12 protein-coding genes are annotated in these 16,433 nt (G+C 61.1%); 4 read left to right on the forward strand and 8 right to left on the reverse strand.

Annotated features, from left to right (window positions below; genetic code table 11):
• The first annotated feature begins 259 nt into the window (after positions 1-259).
• Together AC07V8_RS04505 and AC07V8_RS04510 are read left to right on the forward strand one after the other, a co-directional pair.
• Complete coding sequence (locus AC07V8_RS04505; protein WP_494677466.1) at positions 260-1,714, forward strand: cytochrome-c peroxidase; 1,455 nt, start codon at positions 260-262, stop codon at positions 1,712-1,714.
• 408 nt (positions 1,715-2,122) lie between these two features.
• Positions 2,123-2,914: an oxygen-binding di-iron domain-containing protein gene (locus AC07V8_RS04510; protein ID WP_494677467.1), complete on the forward strand. Its 792-nt coding sequence runs from the start codon at positions 2,123-2,125 to the stop codon at positions 2,912-2,914.
• Between the two features lie 83 nt (positions 2,915-2,997).
• On the opposite strand, the gene AC07V8_RS04515 is transcribed toward AC07V8_RS04510, so the two are convergent.
• From AC07V8_RS04515 to AC07V8_RS04550, 8 genes are all read right to left on the reverse strand, one after another.
• Entirely contained in the window at positions 2,998-4,122 is a 1,125-nt protein-coding gene (locus tag AC07V8_RS04515; protein WP_494677468.1) for an alpha/beta hydrolase, read from the reverse strand.
• Positions 4,123-4,630: 508 nt separating this feature from the next.
• Positions 4,631-5,869, reverse strand: a complete 1,239-nt coding sequence (locus AC07V8_RS04520) for a glutamate carboxypeptidase (RefSeq protein ID WP_494677469.1) — start codon at positions 5,867-5,869, stop codon at positions 4,631-4,633.
• Between the two features lie 110 nt (positions 5,870-5,979).
• Positions 5,980-6,192 (reverse strand): hypothetical protein, encoded by a 213-nt coding sequence (locus AC07V8_RS04525; protein WP_494677470.1) that lies wholly within the window; start codon positions 6,190-6,192, stop codon positions 5,980-5,982.
• A gap of 160 nt (positions 6,193-6,352) precedes the next feature.
• Complete coding sequence (locus tag AC07V8_RS04530; RefSeq protein ID WP_494677471.1) at positions 6,353-7,210, reverse strand: hypothetical protein; 858 nt, start codon at positions 7,208-7,210, stop codon at positions 6,353-6,355.
• Between the two features lie 197 nt (positions 7,211-7,407).
• Positions 7,408-8,049 (reverse strand): LysE family translocator, encoded by a 642-nt coding sequence (locus AC07V8_RS04535; RefSeq protein ID WP_494677472.1) that lies wholly within the window; start codon positions 8,047-8,049, stop codon positions 7,408-7,410.
• 117 nt (positions 8,050-8,166) lie between these two features.
• Complete coding sequence (locus AC07V8_RS04540) at positions 8,167-9,570, reverse strand: efflux transporter outer membrane subunit (RefSeq protein ID WP_494677473.1); 1,404 nt, start codon at positions 9,568-9,570, stop codon at positions 8,167-8,169.
• Positions 9,570-12,713 carry an efflux RND transporter permease subunit gene (locus AC07V8_RS04545; protein ID WP_494677474.1) on the reverse strand — a complete coding sequence of 1,048 codons (3,144 nt, stop codon included), beginning with the start codon at positions 12,711-12,713 and terminating at the stop codon, positions 9,570-9,572. Before AC07V8_RS04545 ends, AC07V8_RS04540 begins: the two co-directional genes overlap by 1 nt.
• Before the next feature lie 9 nt (positions 12,714-12,722).
• The gene (locus AC07V8_RS04550) at positions 12,723-13,904 is read right to left on the reverse strand and encodes an efflux RND transporter periplasmic adaptor subunit (RefSeq protein ID WP_494677475.1); all 1,182 of its coding nucleotides are present in this window, start codon (positions 13,902-13,904) and stop codon (positions 12,723-12,725) included.
• Between the two features lie 189 nt (positions 13,905-14,093).
• On the opposite strand from AC07V8_RS04550, the gene AC07V8_RS04555 reads away from it, so the two are divergent.
• Both AC07V8_RS04555 and AC07V8_RS04560 read left to right on the forward strand, forming a co-directional pair.
• Complete coding sequence (locus tag AC07V8_RS04555) at positions 14,094-15,503, forward strand: ATP-binding protein (RefSeq protein ID WP_494677476.1); 1,410 nt, start codon at positions 14,094-14,096, stop codon at positions 15,501-15,503.
• Positions 15,504-15,512: 9 nt separating this feature from the next.
• Positions 15,513-16,229: a response regulator gene (locus AC07V8_RS04560; RefSeq protein WP_494677477.1), complete on the forward strand. Its 717-nt coding sequence runs from the start codon at positions 15,513-15,515 to the stop codon at positions 16,227-16,229.
• The last annotated feature ends 204 nt before the right edge of the window (positions 16,230-16,433 follow it).

Genomic DNA, 16,433 nt, shown 5'->3' on the forward strand with positions numbered 1-16,433 from the left:
CAATCGAAAAATGACACAGTGTCAATTTCACTGAGAAACATTCGGAGCTGGATTGTAGGGTCGGCTTATTACCGCATGATGACCTGCAGGTTTCCTCAACTGATGCATCGGCTCTCATGACAAAACCCGCGATTTCATCAAGTTGAAATATTTCGGCGCTATTGTGTCGGGTTATTGTTTTCATCCAGATGCTCAGCCTGCGCTCGCAGGCCCTGCCGGCTGCGCTGGAAATTTCACCGTTGCACATCCTTGAGCCCTTATGAAAATCCGGTTTCAGCCGCGCCCTGCTCTTGTTGCCTCGGCATCGCCACGCACAGCCATCCTCGCGTTCGCAACGCTGGCGTTTTTCCTGAGCGCCTGTGAGCGTCAAGACAAGGGCAGCGCTGCCGTTGCGCCCGTTGCCATTGCGCCCGCCGCTGCCCCTGTAGCGCCAACGGCTGCCCAGGCAGCGCTGGCGCGCCTGAATGCATCGGCGGCGCCATTAAGCGCGGTGGCGGAGGTCGGACGAAAAATCTTCAACGATCAATCCCTGTCGGCATCCGGCAAGCTGTCCTGCGCGTCCTGCCACAACCCGGACAATGCCCATGCGCCCGCCAACGGCCTGGCAGTGCAATTGGGCGGCATGCATCTGCAAGCCCAGGGAGGACGCGCGGTGCCGTCGCTGCGTTATCACGAACACGCGCCGGCATTCTCCATCGGCCCGGACACCAAGCCCGATGAAGATGACAAAGGCGCCGTCCTGCAGGCAGCTGAAGCCAAGTCCGGTACAGCATCGCCCGCTCGCACGGTAGCGAAGGCTACGCTGCAGCCGGCGGCAGCCACGCAGGAAGTGGTGCCGCAAGGCGGCTTCGACTGGGATGGGCGGGCCACCAACCTGACTGACCAGGCCGGCGGCCCTTTGCTGGCGGCGAATGAAATGGCCAACAAGAGCGCCGCGCAACTGCTGGCAAAGCTCAAGGCCGCGCCCTATGCCAAGGACATGCTGCAGCTGTTTGGCCCAAGCGTATTCACCTCGCCCAGCCTGGCGCTGGGCGAAGCCTATTACGCGCTGGCGCTCTACCAGAAAGAGGATCGCAGCTTCCATCCTTACGACAGCAAGTACGACTACTACCTGGCGGAGCAGGTGCAGCTGAGCGATCAGGAAATGCGCGGACTCAAGCTGTTCAAGGATCCGAAGAAAGGAAACTGCGCAACCTGCCACATCGAAAAACCCTCGCGCGACGGCCGCTTCCCGCCGGCATTCACCGACTATCAGTTTGAAGCGCTGGCGGCGCCGCGCAACAAAGCCATCCTGGCCAACCGCGATCCCAAATATTTCGACCTCGGCATGTGCGGCCCTTGGCGCAAGGATGCGGCCAAGCAGCTGAATTATTGCGGCTACTTCAAGACGCCCACCTTGCGCAACGCCGCCACCCGCCAGGTGTATTTCCACAATGGCGTGTTTCATTCGCTGGAAGAGGTCGTGCATTTTTACGTCGAACGCGAAACCAAGCCGGAAAAATGGTACCCGCGCGGCAAGGACGGCAAGCTGAACAAGTACGACGATCTGCCTGCGGCGTATCACGCCAATGTCGATGTGACCGATGCGCCGTTCGACAGCAAGGCGGGAGCGCCGCCTGCGCTGACGGATGATGAGATCAAGGATGTGGTGGCTTTCCTGAAGACGCTGAATGATGGTTTTCGGCCTGAGGGTAAGCAGATCGCAGGCAAATAGAGCAGTGCTTAGAGCAGTGCTCCTATTGCTCCCCCGTGCTGATTAAGAGCTATTTCCTCAAGTTTCAGTTGATCCGAAAATCCCTGGGTAGATCAAATGCGGAAAAAATAAAATTTTCTACGCATATCCGAGACCTGTAGGCGCGAACAGAAAAATAACTACTTTGGAATTTTTTATGTAGTTTTCAATTTTAGACAAGAAGATCAATACTTGAATCGATCGTGGACTCAGCAATCCGGCGCTGGCTGACTCGGCGGCGCCTCGTGAGTTTGGAATCACCAACAGGTCAATCCAAAATATATTGCATCCCTATTTCCATACAAGCTGCCGAGAATTTGATATTTATCAAGGAACCACACCCCCACTCCGTACTACGCTCATCGATTATTCATTCCACCAGAAAAATCAATGGCAACCGAGCTCTTCAATAACGGCCAGCATGTCTGCGTCATGTTTTCCGACCTGGTCGAAGAAGATGAAGGAGAAGTCGTCCAGACCAATCAGTTCTTCATCTACGATCATGGCCAGGGCGCCCTGATCGATCCTGGCGGCCAGATGACTTACAACGAGCTGTTCATCGCGCTGAGCCGCTTCTTCCCGCCGAAGGAGCTGAAATACATCCTGGCCTCGCATGCCGACCCCGACATTGTCGCCTCGGTCGGCCGCTGGCTGACTGGCTCGGAATGCCAGGTGGTCATCTCCAAGCTGTGGTCGCGTTTCATTCCGCACTTTTGCCCGGCAGGGAAAACCGCGGGCCGCATCATTTCCATCCCGGACGACGGCTTCCGGATCCAGATCGGCCAGAGCGAAGTGCTGGCGCTGCCGGCGCACTTCCTGCATTCCGAAGGCAATTTCCAGTTCTACGATCCGGTCAGCAAAATCCTTTTCTCGGGCGACCTGGGGGCATCCATGGTCAGCAATATCGATGCGGCCCAGCCGGTGAGCGATTTCTCGGCCCACTTGCGCAGCATGCAATCGTTCCATCGCCGTTACATGAGCGGCAACCGCGCCTGCCGCTTGTGGGCGGCGATGGTGAGGCAATTGGATATCCAATGCATCGTGCCGCAGCACGGCTGCATGTTCCGGGGGCCGGAAATGGTGGCGCGCTTCATCGACTGGGTCGAGCATCTGGAATGCGGCATCGATCTGCTGAGCGAGCAGCACTACAGCTTGCCCAGGAACTGGCTGTTGCCAGAATGAGGTAAGGCCAGGTCCGGCATTTCCTTTTCCCGGCGAGCCAGCCTTGCCTTACGGATGAACGGAAAAATTCGCTGCGGCGACGCTCAAGGCGATGATTTTGGCAGTTCGACAGCGTTGTCCGTTGCCAGCGGCCGCACATAGGTCAGCAGGCTCAGCAGCATCTTCCCGGGTTCCTCGAACTGCACCAGGTGCGAGGAGTGCTCGAACCAGATGCCCTTCTTGTAGGGCGCATCCACTTTCTTCAGCCACTCCTCGGTGGGCTGGGATGGCGTGGTGTAGTCGTGCCGCCCCATGAACATGACGACTGGTATCGGAAACTTGACTACCGGCTTGAGATCGACTTCAAGAAACTCCGGCAGCACGGCGCCCAGCGTCAGCATATTGCCCTGGTCGATGGCGGCGGTCGCTTTCTGGTCGTATTCCGGCGACAGCAGCGGCGCATTGAAGTAGTAGCCGAAGTCGCTGCGGTAGGCCGCCAGGCCGCCGTAGTACTGCGCCCATTTGCGCGCAATGATGATGCGTTCGCGGGTGATCGGCTGGGCGCCCGGATAGGGAGCGATGGCTTCCATTTCCTTCACGGCGGCCTGGTTGCCTTCTTTCCGGGCCTGCGCCAGGCCGAATTCGAAGCTGATGCGCTCATTCTCGCGCACATTGATCGCCTGGCCGATGCCGACGTAGGCGTAGAACAGGTCAGGCCGCGCCAGTGCGGCTTTCATGCCAACGATGGTGCCCCAGCTGTGGCCGGCCAGGATCACCTTTTTCTTTCCATATTTTTTGCTGACGTATTGGGCGATGTCGATGGCGTCATTCACATACCGGTCGATGTGCAGGCTGCCGCGCACGGCGTCGGGATCGGCTTCGAGGAAAGATTTTCCGGAGGCGCGCTGGTCGTAGTTGACGACGGTGAAGTATTCCTCGATCGGGCGCTGGTACATCCACATGGTAGGCGCGCTGGGCGATGCCGGGCCGCCGTGGATGAAAAGAATGATGGGATTGTCGCGGTCCTGTCCCCGCACATACAGCCATTGATCGACGCCGCCGATCTTCACTTTGTAATTCTCTTGCACGCCCTGTGGATTGACGATCTTTCCCAGGTCGGCGACGATTTCACGACCGTCAGGCTCCTTGCCCATGGTGCCGGCGGCGGCTGTCGCCAGGATCAGAAACGGCAGCAGCAGTTTTGCGATTTTTTTCCCAAGTATGTTCATAGTCCCTCTCGCTCCAGATTGGTGGTCAATGGTATTTTTTTCGGGTCAGGTCGTCTGCGCAATGCTTGTAGCGCTGCTAACAGACTAAGCGGCATGGTAAATAGGAGATCGGCGACGGTCAATCGGCGCTATTCCAGCCTGCTGTTTTCCGTGGATGGACTGCTTGGGAAGGCGACGGATTGCATTTTTTGAAGGCGCTCGAAAACGATCACGGCAGGGAGGATCGCACAATGTATCCATGACGGCCCGCAGCGTATCAGGCTGCAGTAAGGCCGGATATAGAACTGCAACCGATCCTGTCCATCGGCGCATACGAAAACCTTGCAAACGGGAGGCGCTCACATGGACGAGGCATGTACTTCGTGGCCCGCTAAGTGGGGGCAGAGTGAAGTTTCTGCTAAAAGCGCGCAGAAAGTTCACTCTGCCCCCAAGTTAGCTGCGTGTGTTAAGCGCGACGAAAAGCCGGGTTAGGGTTTTGATAACCATATAGCCAGCCGCTCGCCGTCGCCTATTCGCTATCCGGCTTCGCCAACGTTTCCAGCAAGCGCGTGGTGAGATAAAGCCGCGGCGCCACGCTGTCGAGGTCAACCCATTCGTCGGACGAGTGGATACGGTCGCCGACGATGCCCATGCCATCCAGCACCACCGGCTTGCCGCTCTTGGGGTTGTAGGCGAAACCGGCGTCGGTGCCATACCGCATGCCGACCGGGACGATGGCCTTGCCCAGCTCGCGATAAATGCGATCGGCGACGGCGGCCAGGCGATCGCTGGCCGGGTTCTTGCTGAACGGCGGCCGGCCGTATTCGACCTTGACGCTGACCTCGGTGCCGGGGATGAGTTTCTTCTGCACGATCTTGTCGGCATCGGCCTGCACCCGGGCGATTTCGCTCAGGTCGGACATGCGCATGTCGGCGATCGCGCTGGCCTTGTCGGGAATGATGTTGGCCCTGTCGCCGGCCTGTATGACGGTCCAGCTGACGGTAGTGCCCTTCGCTGTATCGCCCAGGTCTTTCAATTGCACGATCTGGTTGGAGATTTCAACAGCGGCGTTGCGGCCTTTTTCCGGCGCCGAGCCGGCGTGCGAGGCCAGGCCTTTGACGCTCAGGTTGACGTGGGCGATGCCGTTGGTGGAGACGGTCACGCGCTCAGCTTCAGGCGGTTCATAGATCAGCACATAGTCCTGGTCGGCAGACAACTTGCGTATCATTTCGCGAGAACCCGCAGAACCCTTTTCTTCATCCGGGTTGAACAGCACGGTGAGGGTCTTGTAGCCGTCGATGCCGCGCTCGCGCGCCAGGTCGATCGCATACAGGACGATCAGGGCGCCGCCCTTGGCATCGGCGACGCCTGGCCCGAAGGCCTTGTTGGCCTCGACCCTGAACGGCCGCCTGGCGGCCTCGCCCACGCCGAATACAGTGTCAAAGTGAATCATCAGCATGATGTTTTTCGTGCCCTTGCCTTGCAGCGTGCCGAGCACCATTTTGCCGGCCGAGGGCGGTGCGGCGACGATCTCGACCTTGGCGCCGAGATCCTTGAGGCGCTGCGCAAGGAAAGTCTCGACCTGCCCCAGGCCCTTGGCGTCATCGGTGCCGGAATCGATGTTCACCAGGGTGGCGAGGTCGCGCACGAATTCCGGCTTCTTCTTGTTGGCAGCGGCCATCAGTGCGTTGTCCGTTTGCGCGAAGCCAGTCGTGCAGATGAAGCATGAAGCTGCCGCCAGCAATGTGAGCATGGCATTTTTTCTCATGGTGTCTCCTATATTATTTTATTGATTATTGATTATTGATTATTGATGCGACCGAAAGCGCTATAGCTTGTCCGGCGAAAGTCCGCGCCAGTCGCGGGCGCACAGAGACGCTAACCCATGCCGCGTCCGCCGTCCTTGGCCGTGGCCATCTCGAACAGGTCGAATACGTCTTCGTAGAGGAAGGATTTTTTTACCGGCTGGGCGTACTCCGCCGGACTGCCGTAGGCGAGGATTTTTTGTTCGCAGTCGTGCCTGGTCCTGGCAATGATGGCGTCGGTCTTGTCGCCTTCCAGGTTGACGGCTACCCAATATGTCAGCTTCATAGTCTCCCCTGCTCCGCTCCGGTTCAAATTTCGCCGTGCTGCCGACGCGCGGTCAATCACGGCGGCACGCAGGCATGAAATCGCGCTTGCGCCTTACAGTGACATATTTTCCGGGATTTGTCTTTGACGCTTATTGCCCGCGCCTGGAATTCCTGGCTGCTCACTGCACCTCGTAGGCCTTCATGCTTTCCGACCAGCGCAAGGTCTGGCGCCACTTGCCGTGCTGCTCTCGCAACTGGAGATCATGGAAGCCATGGCTCATGCCTGGCAGGACATTGAGCGCGTTGCTGCCGTAGTAAACATCGTGGCTGCGGGTGCCGTCCTTATGCCAGTCGCCGGCGATCATCTTGTTGAACAGCATAGGCTGCGCAAACACAACGCGCAGCGACTTGCCGTCGATGTGGAACAGGTACAAGGCTTCGAACGAGGCGCCGCCGCCGGCATAGCCTTCGAACCATCCGGCCCGCACGCCGAAGGCGTAATCGCCCTCGCGCAGCATGTAGGGAGCGAGATCGAAGCGTTGCCAGTTGTCCGGCAGGCCGGTTGCCGGCCCCTTGCCGTCTTCCGAACCAATCGCTTGCGGGGTGTCGATATTGGTCGAGCCCCAGTCGGTAGGTACGGCGACGGCTTCCTCAGTCCTGGCGATGAGGCGCGGTTCCGCCTCGCCGTTGCGTTCGAAGACGCCAAACCGGATTTCATTGTCCTGGCTGTCGCGGAAACCGTCGCAGGAAGATGCCTGATATTGCAGGGCCTGCGCTGCATGTGCAGGTGAAGCCGCCAGGCATACCACCGCCACATACCAGCCCGGCCGCTGCGGCCACGGCTTGGCGCCGGCCAGCACCACGCGCGCCGGGTCGCTCCCAGGCGCAAGCTGCGCCGCCAGCAGGCTCTTGCTAAAGCCCGGCGGCAATTGCACACCGAGTCCGTCCGGCAAGGGCGCACCGCTCATTTCACGGTCGAAGGCGGCACGGGCATCGCGGTTCTTGATCGCACCGCGCACCTGATCGATAGACCGCACAGTAGTATCGGCATTCGCATGCAGGAGCGGTAGCAGAGAAACGGCGGCACACAGCAACAGGGGTTTGAAGTGGGAATTCATAGGTATGAGATATCGGCTCCAATGGTGACGAGCGTCATTCTATCAGTTCGATCATTGGCCAAATGCTGGCAGCATCCTGCAGCAAGCCAGGCGCCCTCCGCGCCTGAGGCCCGTGCTTATACCGCTTGCCGCCGCAACGTCAGCAACAGCGAACCAAAGCCAATGAAAGCGGCGCCGACGAAGCGGCTGAGCCATTTGGCGAACAAGGGCTTGACCAGCATGCCGCGGGCGCGCGAGGCGATGAAGGCGTAGCTCAGATGGGTGCTGTAGGAGATCGTCATGAAGATCGCCATCAGGATCAGGAACTGCGGCAGCAAGGCGGTCTTGGCGCTGATGAATTGGGGGAACAGCGCGGTGAAGAACAGCACGGCCTTGGGATTGGTAGCCGCAGTCAGGAACGCTTCGCCATACAGCTGGCGGCGCTTTGGCGGGACTTCTTCCCTACCGGCTTCAACTTCGACGGCCAGCACGGTGCCGCGGCCGAACAAATGGCGCACACCGATATAGAACAGATAGCCGGCGCCGATCAGCTTGACCACGCCGAACACCAGCGCGGATGACTTGAGCAGGACGCCAAGGCCGAGTATCGCCGCGGTCGACAGGCAAAACACGCCGGAGATATTGCCCAGGCCGGACCACATCACCGAACGCGGGCCGTAGGTGGCGCCGTTGCGCAGGCTGAGCAGGATGGACGGTCCGGGACTCAGGATGGACAGGGCTGCCATCGCGGTGAAGGTGAGGATAGTCTGGGTATTCATCGCACGGGCTTTCGGGTTTGGAATAGTCGACAATTCGCAGGTCGACCCGGCCAGGTTCAATGAAGAACCGCGCACCTCGCATCGACGTGGAAGCCTATCACGATCTCATCCAGTGCGTCAGGAGCTGCTCCAGCCTCCTCCCATCGCCTTGTAGAGATTGATCCGGTTGTTCTGTTCCAGCAGGCGCAAGGAAATCAGGTTTTGCCGTGCGCCATGCCAGGTACGCTCCGCCACCAGCGAATTCAGATAGCTGTCGATGCCGCTGCGGTAGCGCGCCTCCGACAGGCGATAGCTCCTGGCCGAAGCGTCCGCCAGGCGTTGCTGGGCGCCCAGGCGCTGAGACAGCGTGGCGCGCTCGGCCAGCGCATCGGCGACTTCCCTGAAGGCGATCTGGATCGCCTTTTCATAATTGGCGATCTCGATTTCCTTGCTCACTTTTGCCACATCGAGGCTGGCGCGATTACGGCCGGCGTTGAAAATCGGGATATTGATCGACGGCAGGAAGCTCCAGGCGCCGCTGCCCGGCTTGAACAAGCCGGCCAGGCTGCTGCTGGCGGCGCCGCCGCCGGCGGTCAGCGTAATGCTGGGGAAAAATGCTGCGCGCGCCGCGCCGATATCGGCGTTGGCGGCAATCAGGGTCTGCTCCGCCGCCAGCACGTCGGGCCGTCTCAGCAGCAATTCGGAAGACAATTCCGCCGGCGTCGCCAGCCGCGGCGCGGATGCATCCGGGATGCCGTCCGGCAGCAAGTGCGCGGGCACGGCAGTGCCGGCAAGCAGATTGAGCGCGTTGGCGTCTTGCTGCACCCGGCTGGTGAATTCGCCGAGATCCACCTGGGCTGCTTCGACGCTGGCTTGCGCCGTCAACAAGTCCAGTCCGGAAGTAGAGCCGATGGCATGGCTGCGCTGGCTCAGATCGTAGGAAATCTGCTGACTTTTCAAGGTATCGCGCGCCAGCTGCGCACGTTCGTTGTCGGCCGCCAGCGCCAACCAAGCGCCGGCAACTTCCGCCACCAGACTGATCTGCACGCTGCGCTGCGTTTCAACGTTGAACTGATAGGACGCCAGCACCGCCGCGCTGAGATTTTTCAACCGCCCGAAAAAATCCAGCTCGTAGGAGCTGAAGCCCAGTTGCACGCTCTGGTTGCGCGAGATAGTCGCGGCGCTGCCGCTGGCCTGCTCAGCTGGCGTGCGTGCAATGTTGTTGCCGGCAGCGACGCCGAGCGCCGGATATCTGGATGCATCCTGGATCTGGTATCGGGCGCGCGCTTTTTCGATGTTCAGAACGGCGACCCGCAGGTCGCGGTTGTTGGCCAGTGTCAGCGCGATGACTTCACGCAGGCGGGCATCCATGAAGAAGCTGCGCCAGTCAAGCGCATCGGCGGCGTCCTGCGCCGTCCCTTGGCTTGCACTCTCGGACCAGGCGGACGGCACCGGCGCGGCCGGCCGCGCATAATCGGGCGCCAGGTTGACGCAACCGCCGAGCAGCAGCGCCAGGCCGGGTATCAATAAAATATTGCGCATCAGTCACCTGCCTTTTGCGGTTCAGCCGTTGCTACTGCGCCGCGGCGCTTTTGCACCAGGCGGCAGATCAGATAGTAAAACAAGGGGGTAAAGAAAATTCCCAGCAGCGTCGCCGAAATCGTCCCGCCCAGGACACCGGTGCCGATAGCGCGCCGGCTGGCCGAACCGGCGCCGCTGGCGAGCGCCAGCGGCAGCACGCCGAACATGAACGCCAGCGAAGTCATCAGGATAGGCCGCAGGCGCAGAAGCACCGCTTCCAGCGTCGCCTCCAGCAGCGATTTGCCCGACTCGTGCAACTGCTTGGCGAATTCGACGATCAGGATCGCGTTCTTGCACGACAGGCCGACAGTGGTCAGCAAACCGACCTGGAAATAGACATCGTTGGACAAGCCGCTGGCCGAGGTCAGCAACACGGTGCCGATGATCCCCAGCGGCACGATCAGGATCACCGCGAACGGCACCGACCAGCTTTCGTACAAGGCCGCCAGGCAAAGAAATACAAACAGGATGGAAGCGGCGTACAGCAACGGCGCCTGCGAGCCGGAAAGGCGTTCCTGGTACGACGCGCCAGTCCATTCATAGCCTATCCCGACCGGCATCTGCGCCATGATGCGCTCGACTTCCTGCATCGCCGCGCCGGAACTGACGCCTGCCGCCGGCTCGCCGACGATCTCGAAAGAAGAAACGCCGTTGTAGCGCTCCAGCAAGGAAGGCCCGTAAGTCCACGCCGAGCTGGTGAACGCGGAAAACGGCACCATCTGGTCGGCGGCGTTGCGTACGTGCCATAGCTCCAGATCGGCGGTCTGCATCCGGAACGGCGCATCGCCCTGCACATAGACGCGCTTGACCCGGCCATTATTGAGGAAATCGTTGACATAGGCGCCGCCCATCGCAGTCGACATGGTGGAGTTGATGTCTGCCGTACTGAGGCTCAGCGCGCCGGCCTTGCTGTCGTCGATATCGACGCGGAACTGCGGCGTATCGTCGAGACCTGTGGTGCGCACATTGGCCAGCCTGTCGCTCTTGCGGGCCAAGGCGACAAACTCGTCGCGCGCCTGCATCAGCGCGTCATGACCGACCCCGCCGACATCCTTCATCTGCACATCGAAGCCGGAACTCTGGCCGAGACCGCGCACCGCCGGCGGCAGGGTCACGAAAATCCTGGCGTCGCGTATCTTCGCCAGATCCCGGTTGGCGCGGCGCGCAATCTCGGCTGCGCCCTGGGATTTTTCCTTGCGCTTATCCCAATCCTGCAGCTTGATGAAGGCGCGCCCGACATTCTGGCTATTGCCGCCCGAGCCGGAACCGGTAATCGACAGCAAAGCGTCGATCACCTCAGGCTGCTTCAGGAAATACTGCTGCACGGTGCGCATGACCTGCGTGGTCTGCTCCTCGGTGGCGCCCGCCGGCAGCTGGATCTGGGCATTCAGCACACCCTGGTCTTCATCCGGCAGGAAAGAGGTAGGCAAGCGCATCAGGCACACCGCCATCGCCGCGACAACCAGCGCATAGGTCAGCAGGCTGCGGCGGCCACGCCCCAGCACGCCGGCGACGCCTGACTGATAGCGCCGTGCATTGCGCTCGAACGTACGATTGAACCAGCCGAAGAAGCCTTTCCGCGCAGCCTGGCCGTGGACGTGCGGCTTGAGCATGGTGGCGCACAGCGCCGGCGTCAGGGTCAGGGCGACCAGCACCGACAAGCTCATGGCGGAAACGATGGTGACGGAGAACTGGCGATAGATCACGCCGGTCGAGCCGCCAAAGAACGCCATCGGAATGAATACTCCGGACAGCACCAGCGCGATGCCGACCAGCGCGCCGCTGACTTCGGACATCGCTTTACGGGTCGCTTCCTTCGCGCTCAGCGCCTGCTCCGCCATCAGCCGTTCGACGTTTTCCACCACCACGATGGCGTCATCCACCAGCAGGCCGATCGCCAGCACCATGCCGAACATGGTCAAGGTATTGATCGAATAGCCGAACAGCGACAGCACGCCGAAGGTGCCGAGCAAGACCACCGGCACCGTGATCGCCGGGATGAAGGTTGCCCGCAGGTTCTGCAAGAACAGGTACATGATCAGCACCACCAGCACGATCGCCTCCAGCAAGGTCTTGACCACTTCCTTGATGGATACCCGCACGAACGGCGTGGTGTCGTAGCCGACAGTGCTGCTGAGTTTCAGCGCCGGCGGGAAATACGGTTCCAGCTCCTGCAGCTTGGCCAGCACAGCCTTGGAAGTCGCCAGGGCGTTGGCGCCGGACGCCAGCTGCACCGCCAGCGCCGCCGAATGCCTGCCGTTCTGCTGGGCCTTGACATCGTAGCTTTCGGCGCCGATTTCCACCCGCGCCACATCCTGCAGCCGCACTATCGCGCCGTCGCTGGCGGATTTCACCACGATCTGGCGGAACTGCTCCGGCGTGCTCAGCTTGCTGCGGGCGGTAATGGTGGCGTTCAGCTGCTGGCTCTGGACGGCCGGCAATCCACCCAGCTGGCCGGCCGAGATTTCCGCATTCTGCGCTTCCAGCGCACGGCTGACATCGGACGGCATCAGTGCGTATTTATACAGCTTGGCAGGATCGAGCCAGATGCGCATCGCGTAGTTGGTGCCGTAAGCGGTGACGTCGCCGACGCCCTCCACCCGGCTGATCTGATCCGTCAGCGTGCTGCTGATGAAGTCGCCGATATCCACTCCCGTGACCTTGGGATCGTCCGAGACCAGCGATACGATCATCAGGGTGTCGCTGGCGGCCTTGGTCACCGTCACGCCGGTGCTCTGCACCGCCTGCGGCAGCCGGGAGCTGGCTTGCTGCAGCTTGTTCTGCACCTGCATCTGCGCCACGTCCGGATTGGTGCCAGCCTTGAAACTCAGGGCGATGTTGGTCCTGCCGGCGGAACTGCTGGAGGCCGACATGTATTCCAGGTTGTCCAGGCCTTTCATTTGCTGTTCGATCACCTGCGTGACCGAATCTTCCAGCGTCTTGGCCGAGGCGCCGGCGTAGTTGGCGCGGATGTTGACCTTGGGCGGAGCGATGTCGGGATACTGCTCCAGCGACAGCGAGACGATGGAAATCGCGCCCGCCAGCATGATGACGATGGCCAGGACCCATGCAAAGATGGGCCGGTTGATGAAGAAGTGCGCCATGGTCCTTCCTTAGCGCGCGCTGATCAGCGGCGTCTGCTGCATCTGCGGCGGCGCGCTCATATCGACGGCGCGTACGCTATCGCCGATCTTGATTTTTTGCAGGCCGTCGACGATCACCTTGTCGCCCGCCTGCAAGCCATCGCTGACCCACCAGCGGTTGCCGATGGCGCGTCCCACCGTCAGCGCGCGGCGCTCGACTTTGCCGGCATCGTTCAGGATCAGGGCCGTGGCTGCGCCCAAGGCGTCGCGCGTGACGGCCTTCTGCGGCACCAGGATGGCGGCCTGGTCGACGGCTTCCTCCAGCCGTGCCCGCACATACATGCCCGGCAGCAGCATGCCGTCCGGATTCGGGAATTCCGCGCGCAAGGTGATCATGCCGGTGCCGGTGTTGACGCTCAGGCCGCTGAACCTGAGCTTGCCCGTCTGCGCATAGACGCTGCCGTCTTCCAGCACCAGCCGCACCGGCGCTTCGTCGCGGCCGACCGCCTTGATGCTGCCGCTGGCCAGTTCACGCCGCAAGCGCAAGACGTCGACGCTGGCCTGCGTCACATCGACATAGATCGGGTCGATTTTTTGTATGGTGGTCAAGGCGACGCTCTGCTGCGCCACCACCAGCGCCCCCGGCGTGACTGTCGAGGTTTCAATGCGGCCAGAGATCGGCGCCGCGATGCGGGTGAACTCAAGATTGATGGCAGCCGTCTTCAGCGCCGCGCGCGCTACTTCCAGCGCCGCCTGGTTTTCGCTCAGCACGCTTTGCGCATCGTCGTTATCCTGCTTGCTGACCGCATCTATCTTGTTCAGCTCTACGTAACGCTGCGCTTTCAGTTTCGAGGCGCGCAATGTCGCCTCCGCTTTCGACAGCGAAGCCCTGGCGCTGTCGAAAGCGGCCCGGTAGGTGGCCGGATCGATCTGGTACAAGGCTTGTCCTTGCTTGACATCCGCCCCTTCGGTGAACAGGCGGCGCTGGATGATGCCGCTGATCTGCGGCCGTATATCCGCACTCAGATACGCGACAGTGCGACCGGGCAACTCGGTCGACACCGACTGCGGCTCCGGCCGCACGGTGACGGTGCCGACTTCGGCCGCGGCTTTTGGCGCCGGCACGTCAATGGATTTTGAGCAGGCGCCCAGCACGGCAGCGGCAAGCAGCGGGGTCAGCATCAGCTTCAGCAGGAGTTTTCTAGGTAGCATGGCGGAGTTGCAGCCGCTCCCTCAACTTGCGCCGGGGCATGGCTACGATCTAAGAATTCATCGGATCTGCCATGGTAAGGACAAAATGTGGAGGAATATTGAGGAAGCAGATAGTCCGGAAAATCTTCCCAAGACTTCACTTCCTTGCTACCCTAAAACGCAAATCGACCAGCCGCCAAGGACCCTGCCGTGCGCCTCATCCTGTCCGGAACCAGCATCCGACTGAAACTTTTCTACGCCATGCTGGCCATGGCGGTAGCGGTGATTGTCGCCATGAGCGTGGTGGCGCGCCTGAGTTTCACCCATGATTTCCTGGGCTACCTGAATGAGCAGGCGCAAGAGCGGATGGAAGAATTGACGCCGCACCTTGAGCAGTCATATCGCGAACACGGCAGCTGGCAATTCATGAGGGACAATCCCGGCGCCTGGCATTACCTGTTGCGCACCACCCGCCCTGAACTCGATTCCGATACGCCGTCATCCCGCTTTGCGCCATCCGGATCCGACCTGACCGGCGCCCATCTGCGTTTTACGCTGCTCGACGCCGACCGCAAATTCGTGGCCGGCTTTCGCGACATGCAGGCAGATGCCTTGCTGCGCCCCCTGATGCGCGACGGCGCCATCGTCGGCTGGGTGGCGCTGACGCCGTTCGAGAGCGTGATCACGGCGATCGACCAGCGCTTCCAGCACAAGCAGCTGCTGGCGCACCTGCTGATCGGCCTGGTGTCGATTTTGTTTACCGGCTTCATCGCCATCAAGATCGCCAACGTCTTGCTGTCGCCGCTGACTCGCCTGGCCAAGGCCACGCACCGGCTGGCCGGCGGCGACTACAGCACCCGTGTCGAGGTGGCGACGCAAGATGAAATCGGCCGCCTGTCCGCCGATTTCAACCAGCTGGCGCTGACGCTGGAACGCAATGAAAAAATGCGGCGCGACTTCATGGCCGACGTCTCGCATGAACTGCGCACGCCCCTGGGCATACTGAACGGCCAGCTGGAAGCGATGGAAGACGGCTTGCTGGACACCAGCATGGAGACTGTCAAGTCCTTGCAATCGGAAGTGGCCACGCTCAACAAACTGGTCAACGATCTATATGAATTGTCGCTGGCCGATGCCGGCGCGTTGACTTATCGCAAGGCCGATATCGATATCGGCGCGCTGCTGCGGGCCAGCCTGCAGTCTTACGAAGACATCTATCGCGAACATGGCCTGGCGGTCGCCATCGAGCTGCCGGAGCAGCCGATGCTGGTGCACGCCGACGCTGGCCGCCTGCAGCAATTGTTCAAGAATATCCTGGAAAATACCCTGCGTTACACCGACAGCGGCGGCCGCCTGAACATTACGGGCAAGCGCGAACAGCGGCGCTGGCTGCTGCAGTTCGACGACAGCGCACCCGGCACTACGGCGGCAACGCTGCCACGCTTGTTCGAACGCTTCTTCCGCGCCGACGCCTCGCGCAACCGGGCCCATGGCGGCGCCGGGCTCGGACTGGCGATCTGCCAGCACATCGTCGAAGCGCACGAAGGCAGCATCAGCGCCGACGCTTCCGCGCTCGGCGGCCTGCGCCTGAGCATACGGCTGCCCGCCAGCCTGGCCTGAATACTCGCCATGCCGACAGATAACTTCAAGTTCTCCGCCCCGCTTTCCGCCGATATCCTGATTGTCGAGGATGAGCCGAAAATGGCCGGACTGCTGCAAACCTACCTGACCGCCGCCGGCTATGCCTCCCGCTGGATCAGCGACGGCCGCGAGGCCTTGCCGCAGGTGCGCAGCAAGATGCCGGACCTGATCCTGCTCGACATCATGCTGCCGGGCTGCGATGGCTGGCAGATCTGCCGCCAACTGCGGGAATTCAGCGATGTTCCCATCCTGATGCTGAGCGCCAGGATCGGAGAGGAAGACCGGCTGCAAGGACTGGAACTGGGCGCCGACGACTACATCTGCAAGACGCCGTTCAGCCCGCGCGAGATCGTGGCGCGGATCAAGGCGATGCTGCGCCGCCGCCAGCACGACATCCCTGCTGCGCCCTCAGCCTTGCACATCGATGCCGAGTTGCACAGAGCCAGCATCGACGGCGTCACGCTCAGCCTGACGCCGCAGGAATACCGGCTGCTGAAAGCGCTGGCGGCGACGCCGGGCCGGGTATTCTCGCGCGACCAGCTGCTGGACAAGCTGCATGACGACTACCGCACGGTGACCGACCGCGCGGTCGACAGCCATATCAAAAACCTGCGCCGCAAGCTGGAACCCTTCTTCGACGGCCGCAACGTCATCCACGCGATTTACGGTGTCGGCTACAAGTTTGAAGTCATCGAAAGCCATTGAGAAATCCATATAACGCAAAAAAACCCGCAATCGGGTTTCGTCGAGCTCCGCACGCGTAGCTAACTGGGGTCAGAGTAGCTAAGTGGGGGCCACGGAGTACATACCGCGCCGCTGAAAACAAAACCATGTAGCGCGTTCTATCTTTCTCCGAATCCGTCATGTGAGGTCAGAGTCGAGTTTCGCGAAAAAGCACCGCGAAAGTCG

This window comes from Collimonas sp. GW821-FHT02H07 (assembly GCF_059421505.1).